Consider the following 18,913-nt stretch of genomic DNA (forward strand, 5'->3'; position numbering starts at 1 on the left):
CCTGATCGGTTCCGCATAATGAAACGCGATATTCTGAGGGGCCGCTACCATGGACAAATTACTTGACCGCTTTTTCAACTACGTCTCTTTCGACACCCAGTCCAAAGCGAACGTAAAGCATGTGCCGAGCACCGACGGGCAGTTGAAGCTGGCGCGCGCGTTGCAGCAGGAAATGATCGCGCTCGGTTTCGAGCGGGTGTCGCTCAGCGAACACGGCTGCGTGATGGGCACCTGGCCGGGTAACGTCGCCTGGCCGGTGCCGGCGGTCGGTTTTATCGCCCATCTGGATACCTCGCCGGATTTCAGCGGCAAACACGTCAATCCGCAAATCGTCGAGAACTATCGCGGCGGCGACATTGCGCTCGGCATCGGCGATGAAGTGCTGTCGCCGGTGATGTTCCCGATCCTGCACCAGATGCTGGGGCAGACCCTGATCACCACCGACGGCAAAACGCTGCTGGGCGCCGACGACAAGGCCGGCATCGCCGAGATCCTCACCGCCATGGTGCGCCTGCGCGCGCGCAAAATTCCGCACGGTGACATCCGCGTGGCCTTTACCCCGGACGAGGAGGTGGGCAAGGGGGCGCAGCTGTTCGACGTGGCGGCCTTCAATGCCGAATGGGCTTACACCGTGGACGGCGGCGGCGTCGGCGAGCTGGAGTGCGAGAACTTCAACGCCGCCTCGGTGACGATCAAAATCCTCGGCAACAGCGTGCACCCCGGCAGCGCCAAGGGCGTGATGGTCAACGCGCTGTCGCTGGCCACCCGCATTCATCAGGCGCTGCCGGCGGACGAAGCGCCGGAGACCACCGAAGGCTACCAGGGCTTTTATCACCTCAGCAGCATCAAGGGCAGCGTAGAGCGCGCCGAAATGCACTATATCCTGCGCGACTTCGAGCGCGAGGGGTTCGAGGCACGCAAACGCAAAATGGTGGACATCGCCCGCGAGGTCGGCAAAGGCTTGCCGCGCGATTGCTATATCGAAGTGAGCATCGAAGACAGCTATTACAACATGCGCGAACAGGTGGCGGAGCACCCGCACGTGATCGCGCTGGCGCAGCAGGCGATGCGCGACTGCGACATCGAACCGGTGATGAAACCGATCCGCGGCGGCACCGACGGCGCGCAGCTGTCGTTCCGCGGCTTGCCGTGCCCGAACCTGTTCACCGGCGGCTACAACTACCACGGCAAGCACGAGTTCGTGACGCTGGAAGGCATGGAGCAAGCGGTGGCGGTGATCATGCGCATCGCGGCGCTGGCCGCCGAGCGGGCGCGGTAAACACCCTCGTTCCCCGGCCGGCTTACGCCGGCCTGAATTCCCTTTTCTGATACGCCCGGCGGGGCTCCGCACACTCGCCGTTCTCTTTTACAGCTCAATCAGCACACGGAGGTGGTGCGCGACGCCGGCGCGATGCTGACGCTTCGGGTGTGCCTGATGTTCGCTTTATGACCCCCTTTCTCACGGTTGTCTTGCTCGTCAGGAGCCTGGCCGCTTTTAGCAGCAGTTCCGAGCGTGTAATAGATAAAAATTAAACGAGCAACTTTTTGCTTGGTTAAAAACTATTTATAAACAATCGCGGTTCCGCGTGAATTACTTGCCACTTCCAATGAGGTTATTTTGAAGTAAGTACCCCCCATTTTATCTGTCTGGTCAGATAACCCCTGAATAATCTCTGATGTGGAAGCGTTAGGGTTACTGTAACTGACACTACCAATTTTATCTTTTCCAGCAGGAAGCGGTGTTGAAGATGTCACCTCAGTCGCAGCTATGCTGGCAGCAGAGAAAATGATTGCGCTGAAAATAATTATTTTCTTCATGGTAAATTCTCCATTTGTATGATTTCTTGAATGTGTAAGTATTGTACGATGAAAGTTTTATTTGTGATAAACAAAAGCAGACATCGTATGAATATTAACGGTCAATATGGGATAGGATTCATATTCTGTTTTTAGCTTTGCTGTTTTAAAATCCTCTATGGTTGAATGAAGAGGTTTTTACGATATCGGTCAGGTGTGGTTCCAGATATTTTCTCAAACATGATAATAAAGGAAGATGGATTTCCATATCCCAATTGCCAGGCGATTTCTTGAATGGTCATGCTGGTTTTCAACAAAGACAGTGAGTGAATAAAACGCAGGCGCGAACGCCATTCACGAAATGGCATGTGCAATTTCTCGTTAAACCTTCTGGAGAGCGTTTTTTCTGAGGCGAAGACTTTCTTACCCCACTGCTGGAGCGTACAGTTATCGCCCGGGTTATTGTGCAGGTGTTCAATGATCGGACTTATATATTTATCTGTAGTGCTCGGCAAGTAAGTTAGCCTTTTAGAACTCTCTTCCAGTTGGTCGATAATGACATTCGAAAGATTGAGATCTTTATCATTGGCCAGGATGTCCACATGACGGTCTAAGAGGTCGTTAATGATAGCACGATTTATTTCTGAAACCTCAATAATGCACGGCGTGGCAGATAAACGATGGCAATATTTAGCGGGAATTGAGATTGAGCAGTAGTCCGTATTTTTCTCGTTATAGCTGGAATGCAGAATGCCAGGTGGGATCCACACTGAGTATTGCCATGGCGCGATGAGGTTTTCCTCATTGTTAATGTTGATCTCCATAACGCCAATATTGATGACATTAAGCTGACCCCAATCGTGTTTATGCAGTACCACTTCGGTGTTCGCCGTTAGAGAAGCGCTAAGTACGCTAATATACTCATCGGATATTTTTAATCCTTCCAGCAGCGAATTATGGTAGTTTTTGTTCTTCATAAACGGCTCCAATCTCATCTATAATTGAGAGAATACACAGGGAAACTCTCTTTAACTCACCACTCTCTTCTGCTATCTGTGCCTGTATCGCGCCTGCACAGTCTGGGTTCACATGAAGAATGCCCTCTTTGGCCCACAGCTGCAACTGACGGATTAACGGTACAAGCGGCGTATTTTCAAGCCTGTGAAATTTTACATGACATATGATGATGTACAACGACATGAGGTCGGCTAAAACGCTAAAGTCATCACGGGTGTGCGCGATCAACATTGCACTTCTGCGCAGTTTATCGTGCATGCTTTTTAGCTGGGCATGGAGATCAAAACTTTCCTTTTTAATGTCCTGGAGAATGAGTGTTATTGCATCTTTTATCAGATCGCGGTTTTTGATTTTTTTGCTCTCTGGAAACAGCATAACCAGCCCCAGACCTGCAATGCCGACGCCGGCAATCCCCCCCAGAGAACTCTGCATAAAGACGGAGAAACTGGCCGGCTCGCCGTTGGAAGGTTGAACAGAGAAGTAAAACTGTGTCAGGAAGGTGATACCGATTAAGAATGTCTTACTTTCGACCAGCAGCCTGCCGCCGTAAATCATAAATGGCAGTTGAGAAAAGAAGTAAATGGCAGGCTGCGTATAGGCATAGCTAAAACCATAGATGAAATGAATATAAACCCACGCGCCAATGGCACCCTGGATCGTACCGTTAAAAATCTCTTTGGCTGCACTCAATGGTGCAGGGAAAGATGAGAGCAGGACGATATAGACAATGCCCAGAATGGTCATATCACTCCCGCCATCCCACCCTGACAGGTACCACAACGTAAACAGCAATCCGGATACCAACAAGGTTCTGATTCCACGCTGTAACGCTTGGGAAACCGACTTGTACTCCGGAAAGCGATGAGGTCGGTCAATCGCCTTATCGCGAAATTTTCCCCATTCTCTTTTATAACGTACCGATTGGGTCACGATGTTGTCGTAGTCGCGCTGAATATTGACAGAGATTTCACCGCCAATACGCAACGAGTGTCGCAGTGTGTTGGCGTAGAAAAATGCCATCAGGGCCACATAGGAAAAGCGGTCAAACAGGTTTGCGGAACGCAGGCTAAATGCGGACTCATATTTGATAATGGTTTTATTGGCGATAAGTTCCGAGACATTATTGAAGTTACCTTTAAGCTCATCGAGAGATACCTCTTGCCTTCTGGCGATCTTTTTGTGCAGTAGCAGCGCGCCTCTATAGATGGACAGGATCCTCTCGTTCACATTGAAGTTGCTGTAGTGCATAAACATAAGCAGGGAAGTGATCACGAGTATCCCCATACCCATCGTGACATCGGTAGCGCGAAAAATTAAGTTATGGAATGCCCTCTGCGGGTCTCCCAGTACCGGGATGGATATGAATGCGTATGTATATCCGGCAAGCTGATATATATAGGCATTTTCGCTCATGACAAAGCTCGATATCACGGTCATGGTCGTTACCCACAGAAGCGAGAGGCCAATAAAAAAGAATGGATTTTCCGGAAACAGGAACGCAGCAATAAAAGAGAACAGTATCCCCAACCCGGTGCCGATCAGCCGGTTTCTGGCCTTGAGATATAGGGTGCCGACAAAAGACTGTGAAACGACAATTGCGCTCATGATGGAGGTGGCGACACCATCGATGCTAAAGTAAAAGGAGCACAGTTGAATAATAAATATGGCGATACTGAGATGGATGATGCGCAGCGCGCTTAGTGATATTTTCATTGTTCCTCGACGATTTCCACCGTGCAGGTCATGCCGGAGATCAGTGCTTCGTAGCCTTTTTCGTGGGGATCGATAACGATGCGCACGGGGATCCTCATTGGCAGGCGAACCCACTCAAATGTCGGATTGATATCGTGCAACTCACCGGTGCTGCTTTTATCGCTACTGTCAATGATGCCGCGGGCGATGCTGTCGACTCTCCCGTCATATTGACTATTTTTATTCAGTAGGATGATTTTTGCTTTCTGACCAAGCTTGATTCTTTGGATCTGATCCTCTTGAAAATAGGCATACACATAGAAAGAGTCCTTTTTTACGATTGAGACAATGTTTTTTCCCGCATTCAGATAATCACCGGGGTGAACAAGCAGGTTAGTAATATAGCCATCGGCGGGGGCATAAATTCTAGTTTTACTTAGAGCAAGTTCTGCTTTGCGGGTTTCCATTACCGCTGATGAATAGTTCGCCAGTGCCATTGCGTAGTTCAGTGCGGCGTTTTCTACATCTTCTTGGCTGATGACCTCTCCGGCCAGACCCTTACGTCGGTTATACCTATTTTTTAGACGACTGACTTCAACCTTTTTTGACTGCATGGCGTGATAACTTTCTGCGGCGATGATCTTGTATTCGCGTTCATCAACGACAAATAACAACTGCCCTTTTTTAACGGGTTGGTTATCATGCACATAGACATTTTCCACATAGCCGTTGACCTCGCTCGACAAGGCAATGACGTCACTCCTCACTCTGCCATCACGGGTCCATAGACCGTATACTTGTTTCGAATAAACAGCGTAAACAGAGATACACCCTAGAACAAATATCAGTAATGTCAGGTAAATATTTCTGGTGGTTTTCATTTCAAATCCAGCGGGTAAATAGTGAAAGGCTCATTAAGTAGAGCGAAAAACAGAAAAGGGGTTTATGCCACACGTTTTTCCAGAAGCTTAAATGCTTAATTACAGACAACACTATTTTATACAACAACCAAGATTCGATTAATGTCTTGAGAATATTTGGAAAGGCCATACCTAAAAGCACTGAATCTTCCATTAGTTAAGTTTTACGTTAATCAGGTTTGGTGTTTATTATCACATGTCTTTTTTTGTTTACAGTAAACAAAACCGGACGCTGGGTTAACAATACCGGACAAATAGTCATTAAGACGGCTGCGATATCACTGCTATAAGTATGGGTATCACGTGTAAAGTATAAATCGATCCTCTTAACCCCATGCGCTTTAGCCATCCTCGTTAAGTTCGGTGCCGGCCGATATATCCGCTGGTGTCATGTTGTTCAGAGAGTTGTATAAGTTTTAAGCGTTATATTCAAACGTGGTCATGGGATAAGTTGCCACCTTGCTAGAGGCGTAGTGATGTGATTTTGGTGCGGGGCGCTATTGGAAGCGATAAATAACGGCCCGCTCTGGAGGGCCGTTATTGTGGTTTAGTGGGGGTATTCCAAGAACTCAGTCGTTAAAGTACCAATAGCCGCTGTTGACCAGCGCGGTCAGCAGCGCCAGGAACGACGGATCGTCCACCGCGTCGCCGAGCAGGGCGGCGTCGACGCTGAAGTGCTGGCACAGAGCGTCTGCGGCCTGCAGCTGGTCGGTGTCGATCAGTTCGCCGTTCACGAAGCAGCGATCGCCGACGCGCAGCACGCGCAACCCGCCCAGGCGCTGCAGCGCTTCACCCTGCTGCAGCAGTTCGTAGATTTCCCCGGCCTGATACGGTGGCTCCGGCGGCGCCAGATCCAGCTCGTGGCGCGACTGGGAGATAAACTCGCCGAACCAGTGCTGGAAGTGTTCCGGCTGTTGCACCAGATCCAGCATCATTTGCCGTAAGGCGTCCACTTCCTGCGGCAGGATCTCCGCCGGATGTTCGCGCAGTTTAACGTCCGGATCGCCGTAGCGCTTGCTGCCCAGCTCGCGCGCCAACACGTAATCGGCGAAGCCGCTCACCAGCTCGCGGCCGTTCGGCGCGCGGAAGCCCACCGAGTAGTTGAGCGCGTTTTCCAGCGCGTAGCCTTCGTGCGGGAAGCCCGGCGGAATGTAGAGAATGTCGCCCGGCTCCATCTCTTCGTCGATGATGGCGTCGAACGGCTCCACCTGCAGCAGATCCGGATGCGGGCAGTGCTGTTTCAGCGGCGTTTTTTCCCCGACGCGCCAGCGGCGGCGCCCGGTGCCCTGAATGATGAACACGTCGTACTGATCGAGATGCGGGCCGACGCCGCCGCCCGGTACCGAGAAGGAGATCATCAGGTCATCCATCCGCCAGTCCGGCAGTTGGCGGAACGGGCGCATCAGCGCCGCGGAAGGCTCATGCCAGTGGTCCACCGCCTGCACCAGCAGCGACCAGTTGTTTTCGCTCAGGTGGTCGAAGCTCTCGAAGGGGCCGTGTGCGACCTGCCAACGGCCGTCCTGGTGGCTGACCAGACGGCTGTCCACTTCGTTTTCCATCGCCAGCCCGGCCAGCTCATCCGGGGAGATCGGATCGATAAAGTTTTTGAAGCCGCGCTTCAGAATCACTGGACGCTTTTGCCAATAACGTTGCAAAAAATCGTTCCAGTCCAGGTCTAATTGATAATCCATGTTCTATTCCAGGAGAGAGGAGTGAGCCTGAGTGCGATTATAACGGAAGTTTGGCCCCGTGGATCGGGGCCGCAGAGGCATAATTTACTCGTTGTGGTGGGTGTCGTGCTGGCGGGCGAAGGTGACCTGCATGCGCGCGCCGCCGAGCGGACTGTCGCTGATGACGATTTCGCCGTCGTACTGCTCGATGATCTCCGCCGCCACCGACAGGCCCAGGCCCTGGCCGGGACGCAGGGTATCCACCCGCTGGCCGCGCTGGAAGATCAGCTGGCGCTTGCTTTCCGGGATCCCCGGGCCGTCGTCGTCGATGACGATGGTGAGGTTTTTCTCGGAGTGCAGCGAGGTGATCTCAACGAACTCCAGGCAGTATTTGCAGGCGTTTTCCAACACGTTGCCCATCACTTCCATAAAGTCGTTCTTCTCGCCCATAAAGGTCACCTCCGGCGAGATGTCCAGCGTGATCACCACCCCTTTGCGCTGATAAACCTTGTTCAGCGCCACCACCAGGCTGTCGAGCAGCGCCGGCACCGAGTGGATCTCGCGCGTCAACACCGTCTGGCCGGAGTTGATGCTGGCCCGGTGCAGGTAGTAACCGATCTGCTGCGAGATGCGGCCGATCTGATCCAGCATGATCGGCTCGGCTTCTTCGATGGTGGTCTGCTTGCCGCTGCGCAGCGAACGCAGGGTACTTTGCAGCACCGCCAGCGGCGTTTTCAGGCTGTGGGTCAGATCCGACAGGGTGGTGCGATACTTGGTGTAACGCTGGCGTTCGTTGCGCACCAGAATGTTCAGGTTGCGCACCAGCCCGCGCAGCTCGCTGGGCGGGTTCTCGTCCAGTTGATCGCGTTCGCCGTTCTCCAGTTCGCCCACCTGATTGACCAGCGCCTTGATAGGCCGCAGGCTCCAGTAGGCCGCCAGCCACAGCAGCGGTACCACCAGCAACAGGTTGGCCAACAGCACGTAGCTGAACCACTCCCACACCACGTCGGATCGCTGCAGCTCCTGTGGAATGCTGTCGACCACCACGATGGTCAACGCCGGCAGCCGAGGCGTGGCGGCATAGGTGTTGACCGCCACCGAGTGGGTCAGCGCGTTCTGATCGGTATCGTCGTAATTTTTCAGCTGGTTTTGCGCTTTGGGGTTGTCCCCCAGCACTTCGCTACTGACGCGGGTATCGGTGTCGATTTCGTAGAAGCCGGACTCCTCCAGCCACTCCTTGTTGATCAGCTTCTCCAGCTCCGGCACTTTGCGCTGGCTCCACAGCAGGTTGCCTTTATCGTCGTAGATAAACACCAGCGTGGGGAAGTTGAGATCGATATCGGGGGGAATGGCGATGGTGAGCTTGTTGTCTTTCCACTGCGCCAGGCTGAAGAACAGGTTGCTCTCGCCGCGCAGCAGGCGGAAGGCGGTCTTGTCGAAGCTGACGATGTAGCCGACGACCGCCACCAAACCGTAAGAGAGCGACAGCGCCAGGATCACCCCGGCGGTCGCCATCAGGAAGCGGGCGCGCAGCGAAAACGGTTTTTTATTCTTGTTGAACATCATGTTCACTTCGCGTCAAAACGATAGCCCTGGCCACGTACCGTGGTGATCACTTCATGCGGGTATTCCGCCTGCACCTTTTTACGCAAACGGCCCATCAGCACGTCGATAGTGTGGCTTTCGCGCAGTTCGGCGTCCGGGTAGAGTTGCAGCATCAACGAATCCTTGCTCACCACCTTGCCGGCGTTGCGGATCAGGGTTTCGATGATGGTGTATTCAAAAGCGGTCAGCTTGATTTGCTGATCGTTAACGCTCAGTTCGCGGCGCGACAGATCGATCTGGAACGGCGGCAGCACGATCACCTGCGAAGCCAGACCGCTGTTGCGGCGCATCAGCGCCTGCATGCGGGCGATCACTTCTTCCAGGTGGAAGGGCTTGGTGACATAGTCGTCGGCGCCGGCTTCCAGCACCGCCACTTTGTCCTGCCAGCTTTCTCGGGCGGTCAGCACCAGGATCGGCAGTTTGGTCTGGTGCGCGCGCCAGCGGCGGATCAGGCTCAGGCCGTCTTCACCCGGCAGGCCGAGATCGACGATGGCGATATCCGGCGCGTGTTCCTGCAGGAAGTAATCGGCTTCCTTGGCGTCTTCGGCCGCGTCGACCTGATGGCCCATCTCGCGCATCTGAACGGAAAGGTGGTGGCGCAGCAAACCATTATCTTCAACAACCAGTACTCGCATGGCGAACTCCTGTGACTGTGCGGGTGAACGTCCTGTCACCCACGCGATAAAAGGGAACACGCTCTGCGGCGTGTCAGGGGATAACGCGGCCACCTGAACCATTTTGGCAAAAAATGCTGAGGTTATGGTAGGTATAACCCGCTCGGCCCGCAAGAGAGCCGAAGCAATGTATTAAAATAAGCGTTATCAATTTGTTCGCCGACATTATCGGCAAGCTCTGATAAACGTCGGATAAACAGCGGCGGGGCAACGTTAAACGCACCTTAAACGCGGTGGGCATTGCCGGCAGGCGGAAGGGTGAACCGGATCGCTTGAGAAGCTTTAATGGTACTAATAAGGTATTATTGATGTATCGGCACACTTTTCAGGAGCGACGGATGAAGCAGTTAACCCAGGCAGAACGCATAGCGGGCGCACTTTACGGACAGATGCTGGGCGACGCGCTCGGCATGCCTTCCGAGCTGTGGCCGCGTGAGCGGGTTAAGCGCCACTTCGGCTGGATAGACGGCTTTCTCGATGGGCCGAAGGAGAACACCGCCGCCTACTACTTCAAGGCCGGGCAATATACCGACGATACCGCGATGGCGTTGGCGCTGGCCGATGCGCTGCTGGAAGCGGAAGGTGAGGTGGTGCCGGAACTGATTGCCCGCAACGTGATCCGCTGGGTGGACAGTTTTGACGCCTTCAACAAGAACATTCTCGGCCCCAGTTCCAAACTGGCGCTGAGCGAGCAGAAAGCGGGCACGCCGATCGCCGAGTTGGAAAACAATGGCATCACCAACGGTGCGGCGATGCGCATTTCGCCTTTGGGCTGCGTGCTGCCTTCCGCACCGCTGGAGGATTTCTGCCAGCAGGTCTGGCTGGCCTCCAGCCCGACGCACAAATCCGACATCGCCGTCGCCGGTGCAGTGGCGATCGCCTGGGCCGTCGCACGGGCGGTGGAAGGGGCGGACTGGGCTTCGATTCGCCTGGCGTTGCCGAAGGTGGCGGAGTATGCCCAGCGCCGGCAGGAAACGACGTTCAGCCCTTCGCTGGCGGCGCGCATCGAACTGGCGTTTCAGGTGGTGGATGAAGCCACAGACACCGAGCAGGCTGCTGAGCGGGTGTATCAGCTGATCGGCGCCGGGGTGAGCACCATCGAGTCGGTGCCTGCGGCGCTGGCGATGGTGCAGCTGGCGCAAACCGATCCTACCCGTTGCGCGGTGCTGTGCGCCAACCTGGGCGGCGACACCGACACCATCGGCGCGATGGCCACGGCGATTTGCGGCGCGCTGCACGGCGCAGAAGCGATCGAAGCCGGGTTGCTGGCGGAGTTAAAACGGGTGAATCCGCTGGATATCGAGGCTTACGTTCAGGCGTTCGCGCGTTTTCGCCGCCGCCGGCAGGGCGAGGCGTGAGCCGCCCCGCGTGACGCACCGGATCAGCTTTCGCTGGTAAATTCGAACATGTCGCTGCGGCAGAAGCTTTCGCTGTATTCGATCGGTTTTTTGTGGTGGTCGAACAGCGTCTGGCGCACGATCAGCAGCGGCATCGGCTCCGAGAGCCGCAGCGCCTGACGGATATCGTCGTCGGCCATCGCCGCGCTGACCTGGCTGCGCAGCGATCCCATTTCGACGTTATTGCGACGGAAGTAGTCGTACAGCGAGATGCCGATCTCGTCGACGTTGGCAATCGCCGCCACCACCACGTAGGACACCGCCACCGACATCGGCCGCCGATCGATCAAGTGAATGCGTTTGAGTTTGTAGATCGGCGTTCCGGCCGCCAGCTGCAGCTTTTCAGCCAGTTCAGCGCCGGCGAGCATCCGTTCGCGGCTGATCCATTGCGTATCCGGCCGGCGCCCCTGCTGTATCACCTCGCGCGAGAATCCTTTGACGTCCGCCAAAGAATAGAACAGCTTCGGTTCGGGCCGTTGCGGTTGGATAAAGGTGCCGTAACCGCGCGAACGGCCGATGAGGCCGTCCTGCTCGAGGCAAGCCAACGCTTTGCGCACCGTGATGCGCGAGATGCCGAGCCGTTCGGTGAACAGCCGCTCGCTGGGCAAAAAATCCCCCGCATTCAGCAACCCTTGTTCGATGGCCTGGCGCACCGAGGCGTTGAAGCGCAAATACAGCGGCATTGCGCCCGCGCTGGCCAGATCCTGCTGCAGTTTGTCCAGCAGACGCTGGTTGGTCTCCTTGCTCATAGCCGACGGAAGTCCTTTAGCCGCAATGCGATGGCTTATTTAAGGGGATTTCGCCGGGCAGCGCAACTGCCGCCGCCCGGCGATAACGATGGGTGGGCATAGGATGCCCACAGGTTCATGGCTGAGACGGGTTATCGCCGGATCGAATGTTTTTCACCTGATCGGCGCTGACCGCCGGGGCGCTGTTACCCCAACTGGTGCGCACGAAGGTCGCGAGCTGAGCGACCTGTTCATCGCTCAACCGCCAACCGAAGTCCGGCATGGTCAGGCCGGTAGGCGCACCGATGGTTACCGGCGTCCGTGAGCCGTGGAGGATGATGCTGATCAGCGACGACGGATCTTCGCTCAGCAACGCCGGATTGCGTGCCAGCTGAGGAAACGTGTTGCGATACCCCTGGCCGTCGCTGCGGTGGCAGGCAGCGCAGTTGTCCAGGTAGGCTTGTGCGCCGGGCGTGTTGACCTTACCGTTGAACAGCGCCTGGGCGATGCCGTCGTTGCGCGGCGGCGATGACTTCTCATCACCGGCAGGCAGCGATTTCAGGTAGACCGCGATCGCTTTCAGATCGTCATCGTTCAGATGTTGCGTGCTGTCCTGTACCACCTCCACCATTGAGCCGAAGGCGGCGAAACGTTGGGTATGGCCGGTTTTCAGGAAGCGCGTGATCTCCTGCGCACTCCAGTCCCCTAAGCCGCTGGCGGTATCGGCGCGCAGGTTAGCGGCATGCCAGCCCTCCAACGTCCCGCCGCTCAGATAGGCTGTATCGCTCTGGCTGAGCGCCTTTTCCTGGAAGCCGATACCGCGCGGCGTGTGACATGTGCCGCAGTGACCGAGCCCCTGAACCAGATAGGCACCGCGATTCCACTCGGCGCCGCGCTGCGCATCCGGCTGATAAACACCGTCTTCGCGAAAGATCAGATCCCACAATGCCAGCGGCCAACGCATGCTGAGCGGCCAGGGAATGTCGCTTTCCCGATTCGGCTGCGCCACTGCGCTGACCTTTTGCGTGAAATACAGATAAAGATCGCGGATATCGTCATCGTTGATTTTGGCAAACGACGGGTAGGGCATGGCCGGATACAGTCGCCTGCCGTCGCGCGCGATGCCTTTGCGCAGGGCATCGGCGAACTCGGGCAGGCTGTACCCGCCGATACCGGTTTGGCGATCGGGCGTGATGTTGGTGGAGTAAATAGCGCCGATCGGCGTGGTCATCTTCAGGCCACCTGCGAAGAGGGCGCCGCCGTGCGCGGTGTGGCAGGCCGCGCAATCCCCTGCGCGCGCCAGATATTCACCGTGTTCAATTCGCGCCGTGGAAGGGAGGGCGTCGGCCGCCTTAACCGCACCTGCGGCGAGCAACAGCAGCACCGACAATGTGGGCGTAAATCCTTTCATCTTGAGCTCCTTAGGCGTTATGCCTGCACCAGCGGGCCAGGGTTTTTCAGGTATTGCTCGCGGATCGCTTCGGCAGAGTGATAAGCCAGTGCGCCGACGATGCCGGTTGGGTTGTAGGCCAGGTTCTGCGGGAATGCACAGGCGCCGGTGACGAATACATTGGGCACGTCCCAGCATTGCAGGTATTTGTTCACCACGCTGGTGACCGGATTGTCGCCGATGATGGCACCGCCGGTAGTGTGAGTGGATTGGTAGGGGCGCACGTCATAATGATCGCCGGTTTTTCTTACCGAGATAGCCATCTGCTTTGGTTTCATAGCGTTGGCGATGTCCGCCATTTTAGCGGTGATATGCTGGGTCATTTTGATCTCATTCGATTTCCAGTCGAAGGTCATACGCAGCAGAGGCTGACCGTAGGCGTCTTTATAGGTGGGATCCAAATCCAGATAGCAATCGCGGTATGGCATCACCGATCCTTCCGAACCGATGCTCATTGAGTGCGGATAATTGTCGCGGATGCCTTGTTTCCAGCCGCTGCCCCAGTTCGGCGTGCCCGGCGGCAGCATCATTTGCTGGATAGGCCGACCGCCGGTGCGGGTGGCTGAGATGTAGGCGCCGCCGATAAAACCGAGATCGGCGTGGTCGAAGTTTTCCCCGTTAAGATCGTCGATCACCGTTCCGGCGGCACCGGCGCCGATAAAGGGATTGAAATGGGTATCGCGATCGTAAAACAGAGAAATGCCGCTGTTCATTTGATAGGCGTAGTTCTTGCCGACCACGCCCTCACCAGTGACCGGATCATAGGGTTTTCCGATGCCGGAAAGCAGCAGCAGGCGAACATTATGGAGTTGGAAAGCGCTGAGGATCACCAGATCGGCGGGTTGCTCTACTTCACGCCCTTGCTCGTCGATGTAGGTTACGCCGGTGGCCTTTTTGCCGCTGCTGTCAAGATTGACCTTGATCACCTGCGCCTGGGTGCGCAGCTCAAAGTTTTTACGCTGTGTCAGTACTGGCAGGATGGTCGACTGCGGCGAGGCCTTGGAGTACATGAAGCAGCCGAAACGTTCGCAGTAACCGCAGAAGTTACAGGGGCCAAGCTGCACGCCATACGGGTTGGTATAGGGTTCGGAGCAGTTGGCGGCGGGGACAGCAAACGGATGGTAGCCTAGCGATTCGGCGGCTTTGCCAAACAGTGAGCCCGAGTAGAGCTGTTTAAGCGGCGGCGTCGGGTAGTCATTGCTACGCGGCCCTTCGAACGGATTGCCGCCCTTGATGAGCTCGCCCTGCAGATTACCGGCTTTACCGGCGGTGCCGCACACCTTCTCGAACTTGTCGAAGTAAGGCTCCAACTCCTGGTAGCTGAGGGGGTAGTCCTGTAACGTCATGCCTTCCGGGATCCAGTTGGCGCCGTATTTTTCAGTAAGGGTGGTGTGCAATTTGAGATCGGAAGGCAGGGCGCGCCAGTGCATGCCGTTCCAGTGCACGCCGGCTCCGCCGACGCCGTTGCCCGGCAAAAAAGAGCCGAGCTGGCGATAAGGCACCGCGAAATCCGCCGGCGTATGGCGCACGGTGACGGTTTCATGCGCCATTTCCTGCGCCAGCTTGAGACGAATGCCGTAAGTCAGTTCATCGGCGATACGCGGATAAGCGAAATCAGGGTAGGTATCGCGCCGTTCACCGCGTTCCAGCGCCAGCACCTGCAGGCCGCTGTCGGTCAATTCCATTCCCATAATGGCGCCGGTCCAGCCAAAGCCGGCGATCACCACATCTACCGGTGGTTTTTTTATTGTGCTCATGATTATGCATTCCTTTTGCTGGAGATACTGACCGGGTGAAGAGGATAGGGTTGGTTGGGTTTGTTGACCCAATCGGCGAAGTCCGCGCGCGCACCGGGGAAGCCTATCAATTTCCATGATGCCAGCGTTTGGTTGCCGCCGTGGCTCGGATCGGCCAGGTAACCTTCTTTGGTGTTTTGCAGCAGCTGTTCGAAGAAAGCTTTACCCGGCAAGGTATCCGCATCGAGTTGGCCGCTTTCCAGCGCGGTCAACAGCTGTTCTTGCTCGCCATGAGACAGCTCGGCGAAAACTTTGCCGAACTGACGTTGACAGAGCTCATTGAACGCGAGGATGCCGTTGCGATAGGTCTCGCGCGGCGTCAGTTTGGACTGATAGCCCAACTCCGGCGCCGATGGCACGAACGGCGGGTGCATGTACCACAGGCCGCCATGGCCGTAGGGTGTTTCCATTTGGCGATCGATGAATACCGGGACCCCTTGATCGACGGCTCCGGGGCCGTTCTCGTCGCTGGGGATCAGCCGATCGCAGGCCGCCAGCAAGAATCGCCACTCTTCGTTGTTGAAATAAACCGGAACGTAATTCGGCGAGATGCCCGCAGCCGGCGCTGCCTGGGCGTTTACCATCATGAGACCGTTACCGGCAGCGGCTAACGGGATCAGCGCCAGCGTTTTTTTCAAAAATTCACGCCGGGGCGGCGTAGGGATATGCTGTTGCGACATAATTCCACCTTGAACATGCTTCACAGTAATGCCCGCGCAGGTTTTGCATCACCTGCGCCGTCGCTCTCCAGCGACGGTAAACAGGCGGGGAAAGGAGAGGTCGTCTATCACCATATATAGTTAGCAAGCTACTTGTATGGTAATTAAGTCTAAGATCGAGAAGTGTGAAGAAACAATAAATGATCTGTTTCAAAACGTTTTTTTTACATTTCAGTTGATCGGGATCAATTTGTTAACATTCACGGTGAGCCGGCGAAGTGCAATAAGGTCGTGTTCCGCTTAACTCACATTGGAGTGCCATGGAAAACTGCATCAACGAGCCGTATGCCATAGAAGAGGCGATCGCGGCAGCTTTTTCGCCAGGTCTGCAACAAGGCCTGACCCGGCGTTCGGCGCTGCATCAGGCCCTGTTGCAGCTGATTGCCGCGGGGGAACTGCCCTGGCGGACGAAGCTGCCGCCAAGCCGTGCGTTGGCGGCCCGGCTGGCGGTGGCGCGCGACACGGTGGAACAAACCTACGCGCGGCTGGAGGCTGAGGGATTCATCAGTCGAACGGTGGGGCGCGGCAGCTTTGTGCGTTACCGCTGCGACACGCTGCTCGGCCGCGAACTGCTGGAGACGGCGACGGGGCAAGAGGCGCAGCTGGCGGAGCGCGAGCTGAGCGATCGCGGCCGGGCGCTGCTGGCGGTCAGCCATACGCCGCACACCTGTCGCCAGGCTTCGCTGACGCCTTCGCTGGCGGATCTGCGGGCGTTTCCCATCGACCAGTGGCTGCAGCGGGAGAAACAGGCGCTGCGGCGGCACGGCGAGCGGCTGTTGGGGTATGCCGATCCGCAAGGGTTGCCGGAGCTGCGTGCGGAGATCGCGCACTACTTGCAGCGGGAGCGGGGCGTCAAGGCGACGGCGGAGCAGGTGATCGTGGTGACCAGCTCTCAGCAGGCGCTGGCGCTGTGTACCCAGGTGCTGTTCGATCCCGGCGATGCGGTGTTCGTCGAAGAACCGGGTTACCAAGGGGCGAAAAAGCTGGTGCAGTCGGCGGGGCTGCAGGCGCGGCCGATCGGCATCGACGATCAGGGGCTGGACGTCGAGCAGTTGATGCAGGCCTCGGGCGGCGGACGGGGCGTTTACATCACGCCGTCTCATCACTATCCGCTGGGGTATTCGCTGAGCCTCGAGCGGCGGCTCGCGCTGTTGCAGTGGGCGCAGCGCCGGCGGGCCTGGATCATCGAAGACGATTACGACGCCGAGTTCAACTATGACCGGCAAACCAAGGCGGCGTTGCAGGGGCTGGACAGCGGCGGGCGCACGCTGTACATCGGCACCTTCAGCAAGACGCTGTTTCCGGGGCTGCGCATCGGTTTCATGATTGCGCCGCCGCAGCTGGTGCGGCCCTTGGTCGCCGCCCGGCAGTTTCAGGACGGCTACACGTCGGCGCTGACGCAGATGACGCTGTTCCACTTCCTGCGCGAAGGCGGCTACGCCGAGCATCTGCGCAATATGCACATGCTGTACAAGGCGCGGCTGGACGTGCTGTACGACGCGGTGCATCGTCACCTGGCGGCCTGGACGCGTCCGGCGCTGCCGCAGGGCGGGCTGCAGCTGGTTTGCCCGCTGGCGGATGCGGCGACGGAGCGGCGGCTGGTGGCGGCCGCGGCCGAAAGGGGGATACGGCTGTACGGTCTGGCGGACTTCTACACCGGCACGCCGCAGCGCGGGGCGTTGGTGCTCGGCTTCTCGGCCTATACGCCGGATGAGATTGTGCGCTTTATTACGACGCTGGCGCAGGTGTTCAACGCGCTGCCGGTGGCAAGCGACGGCTAAAATTGGTCTGCTCTGTGTTTCGGATTGGTCCGTATTGCGCTGCCACCATGCGGTGTATTCTGCCGCTATCCGATTATTTCCCTAATGGAAATAATATCTTACACCGTGAGGCGCTATGAACCCATCAAACCCTGAAGTGACTATCCGCAGAATCAATGGCGACGACAAAGCGCAATGGCTGGCGCTGTGGCAGGGCTATCTCGATTTTTACCGCGCCGACGTGGCGCCGCAGGTGACCGATCGCACCTTCGAACGCCTGGGGCAGGATGAACAGGTGTACGGGCTGGTGGCGGAGGATGCCGACGGCCGGCTGTTGGGGCTGATGAATCTGGTGTTCCACCCGTCCACCTGGAGCGCAGTCGGCTATTGTTATATCGAAGATCTCTATGTATCGCCGCAGGCGCGCGGCCATAAGGTGTCGGAAAAGCTGTTCGAGCAGGCGTACCGATTGACAGAGACGCGCGGCAGCGATCGGGTCTATTGGATGACCCAGGAGTACAACGCGCCAGCGCGTTCGCTGTACGACAAAATCGGCAGAAGAAGCTCGTTTATCGTTTATACCCGTTAACCGCAGGAGGCGTGTATGGCAATGAATCGTTATGGTCAGCCGGTTGGGGAATCGATGCCGGATTGGCAGCCGGCTCGCCGTCCGGGCGGCGCGACGCTCGGCGGGCGTTTCTGCTCGCTGGCGCCGCTCGAGCCGCAGCGGGATTACGCCGCGCTGTTCGAGGCGTTTCAACTGGCGCCGGACGGCCGCGACTGGACCTATCTGTCTATCGAGCGGCCCGATACGCCGGCGGCGATGCTGCAGCATCTGGAGACGCTGCAGGCCAACCCGACGCTGGTCAATCTGACGGTGTTCGACGCTGCCAGCGACGCGCCGGTGGGTACGGTGGCGCTGATGCGCATCGACGAGGCCAACGGCGTGCTGGAGATCGGCCACGTCAGCTGGTCGCCGTTGATGAAACAGCGCTCCAGCGCCACCGAGGCTATCGCGCTGCTGCTGCGTTATGCCTTCGACACGCTGGGTTACCGCCGCTGCGAGTGGAAGTGCGACAGCCATAACGCGCCCTCCCGCCAGGCCGCGCTGCGCTTTGGCTTTCGCTACGAGGGTAACTTCCGCTTTGCGGTGATCGTCAAGGGGCGCAGCCGGGATACCGACTGGTTCGCCATCACCGCTGACCACTGGCCGGCGGTGCGGCAGGCGCTGGCGCGCTGGCTGAGCGCGGACAACTTCGATGCGCAGGGGCGGCAGATAGCCCGGCTGCAGGTGTTGCGCGGCGAATAATAAGCAAAAAGGCGGCCCCAGGGCCTAATGCTTGTCAGTTAGCGTTTTTCTGAACGTATTTGTGCAGTTTTCGGTCGATAAAGGTGAGGTGCATCATGAGGCTCCAGCACCTCGACCGAGCCAGGGGGCCGAAGGCGCGGCCCCTGGCAACCCGCGCCTTTGCCCTATCAGACGGTTGGCTGCGCCAACGACTCTCACTTCATCGCGCCGCATCACGGCCGGCTACGACAGGCGTCCCTGCCTGTCTCGCCTGAAACCGCCGCCCATGGCGGTTTCGCCTATGCATCGCGACTGCGTTCGACGCCTTCAAGGGCGCTCAACACCGCGCTCATCTCCAACGCCTCTACCCTAACCTCATAAGGGACAGGTTGCCCGGTAG

At 57.1% G+C, this 18,913-nt stretch carries 17 protein-coding genes; 5 read left to right on the forward strand and 12 right to left on the reverse strand.

Features of this window, described 5'->3' with window-relative positions; genetic code table 11:
- Positions 1-49: 49 nt before the first annotated feature.
- Positions 50-1,279, forward strand: a complete 1,230-nt coding sequence (gene pepT / locus FUU19_RS23015) for a peptidase T (protein WP_004941154.1) — start codon at positions 50-52, stop codon at positions 1,277-1,279.
- A 281-nt stretch (positions 1,280-1,560) separates the two neighbouring features.
- Here the strand turns inward: pepT and FUU19_RS23020 are convergent, their stop codons facing one another.
- The 8 genes from FUU19_RS23020 to phoP all read right to left on the reverse strand — a co-directional run bounded on the left by FUU19_RS23020 (position 1,561) and on the right by phoP (position 9,336).
- The gene (locus FUU19_RS23020; protein WP_197834663.1) at positions 1,561-1,818 is read right to left on the reverse strand and encodes a YdgH/BhsA/McbA family protein; all 258 of its coding nucleotides are present in this window, start codon (positions 1,816-1,818) and stop codon (positions 1,561-1,563) included.
- A gap of 155 nt (positions 1,819-1,973) precedes the next feature.
- Entirely contained in the window at positions 1,974-2,774 is an 801-nt protein-coding gene (locus FUU19_RS23025; protein WP_230490462.1) for an AraC family transcriptional regulator, read from the reverse strand.
- On the reverse strand, positions 2,752-4,527 hold the full coding sequence (locus FUU19_RS23030) for an FUSC family protein (protein WP_197834662.1): 1,776 nt from the start codon (positions 4,525-4,527) through the stop codon (positions 2,752-2,754). The genes FUU19_RS23025 and FUU19_RS23030 overlap by 23 nt, the downstream gene beginning before the upstream one ends.
- The gene (locus FUU19_RS23035) at positions 4,524-5,387 is read right to left on the reverse strand and encodes an efflux RND transporter periplasmic adaptor subunit (protein WP_230490463.1); all 864 of its coding nucleotides are present in this window, start codon (positions 5,385-5,387) and stop codon (positions 4,524-4,526) included. The genes FUU19_RS23030 and FUU19_RS23035 overlap by 4 nt, the downstream gene beginning before the upstream one ends.
- Before the next feature lies 1 nt (position 5,388).
- Positions 5,389-5,580: a DUF1656 domain-containing protein gene (locus tag FUU19_RS24790; protein WP_121976511.1), complete on the reverse strand. Its 192-nt coding sequence runs from the start codon at positions 5,578-5,580 to the stop codon at positions 5,389-5,391.
- Positions 5,581-5,995: 415 nt separating this feature from the next.
- On the reverse strand, positions 5,996-7,117 hold the full coding sequence (locus FUU19_RS23040; protein WP_004941161.1) for a ribosomal protein uL16 3-hydroxylase: 1,122 nt from the start codon (positions 7,115-7,117) through the stop codon (positions 5,996-5,998).
- An 84-nt stretch (positions 7,118-7,201) separates the two neighbouring features.
- Positions 7,202-8,659, reverse strand: a complete 1,458-nt coding sequence (gene phoQ, locus FUU19_RS23045; RefSeq protein WP_049202754.1) for a two-component system sensor histidine kinase PhoQ — start codon at positions 8,657-8,659, stop codon at positions 7,202-7,204.
- 5 nt (positions 8,660-8,664) lie between these two features.
- On the reverse strand, positions 8,665-9,336 hold the full coding sequence (gene phoP / locus FUU19_RS23050) for a two-component system response regulator PhoP (RefSeq protein WP_004941169.1): 672 nt from the start codon (positions 9,334-9,336) through the stop codon (positions 8,665-8,667).
- 377 nt (positions 9,337-9,713) lie between these two features.
- Here phoP and FUU19_RS23055 point away from each other — a divergent pair, with 377 nt between their 5' ends.
- Positions 9,714-10,733, forward strand: a complete 1,020-nt coding sequence (locus FUU19_RS23055; RefSeq protein WP_230490464.1) for an ADP-ribosylglycohydrolase family protein — start codon at positions 9,714-9,716, stop codon at positions 10,731-10,733.
- Between the two features lie 23 nt (positions 10,734-10,756).
- Here the strand turns inward: FUU19_RS23055 and FUU19_RS23060 are convergent, their stop codons facing one another.
- The 4 genes from FUU19_RS23060 to FUU19_RS23075 all read right to left on the reverse strand — a co-directional run bounded on the left by FUU19_RS23060 (position 10,757) and on the right by FUU19_RS23075 (position 15,426).
- Positions 10,757-11,521, reverse strand: a complete 765-nt coding sequence (locus tag FUU19_RS23060) for a GntR family transcriptional regulator (protein WP_230490465.1) — start codon at positions 11,519-11,521, stop codon at positions 10,757-10,759.
- A gap of 115 nt (positions 11,522-11,636) precedes the next feature.
- On the reverse strand, positions 11,637-12,911 hold the full coding sequence (locus FUU19_RS23065) for a c-type cytochrome (protein WP_197780600.1): 1,275 nt from the start codon (positions 12,909-12,911) through the stop codon (positions 11,637-11,639).
- Positions 12,912-12,928: 17 nt separating this feature from the next.
- Positions 12,929-14,707, reverse strand: coding sequence for a GMC family oxidoreductase (locus FUU19_RS23070; RefSeq protein WP_230490466.1), 1,779 nt, complete (start codon positions 14,705-14,707; stop codon positions 12,929-12,931).
- Between the two features lie 2 nt (positions 14,708-14,709).
- Positions 14,710-15,426 (reverse strand): gluconate 2-dehydrogenase subunit 3 family protein, encoded by a 717-nt coding sequence (locus FUU19_RS23075; protein WP_197834658.1) that lies wholly within the window; start codon positions 15,424-15,426, stop codon positions 14,710-14,712.
- Between the two features lie 299 nt (positions 15,427-15,725).
- On the opposite strand from FUU19_RS23075, the gene pdxR reads away from it, so the two are divergent.
- The 3 genes from pdxR (at position 15,726) to FUU19_RS23090 (ending at position 18,534) form a co-directional block, all read left to right on the forward strand.
- Positions 15,726-17,246, forward strand: a complete 1,521-nt coding sequence (gene pdxR / locus FUU19_RS23080; protein WP_230490467.1) for a MocR-like pyridoxine biosynthesis transcription factor PdxR — start codon at positions 15,726-15,728, stop codon at positions 17,244-17,246.
- A gap of 115 nt (positions 17,247-17,361) precedes the next feature.
- Positions 17,362-17,814 carry a GNAT family N-acetyltransferase gene (locus FUU19_RS23085; protein WP_230490468.1) on the forward strand — a complete coding sequence of 151 codons (453 nt, stop codon included), beginning with the start codon at positions 17,362-17,364 and terminating at the stop codon, positions 17,812-17,814.
- Positions 17,815-17,829: 15 nt separating this feature from the next.
- On the forward strand, positions 17,830-18,534 hold the full coding sequence (locus FUU19_RS23090) for a GNAT family N-acetyltransferase (RefSeq protein WP_230490469.1): 705 nt from the start codon (positions 17,830-17,832) through the stop codon (positions 18,532-18,534).
- The last annotated feature ends 379 nt before the right edge of the window (positions 18,535-18,913 follow it).

Origin of the sequence: Serratia montpellierensis, from assembly GCF_020858655.1 — a bacterium.
Classification (GTDB): Bacteria; Pseudomonadota; Gammaproteobacteria; order Enterobacterales; family Enterobacteriaceae; genus Serratia; species Serratia montpellierensis.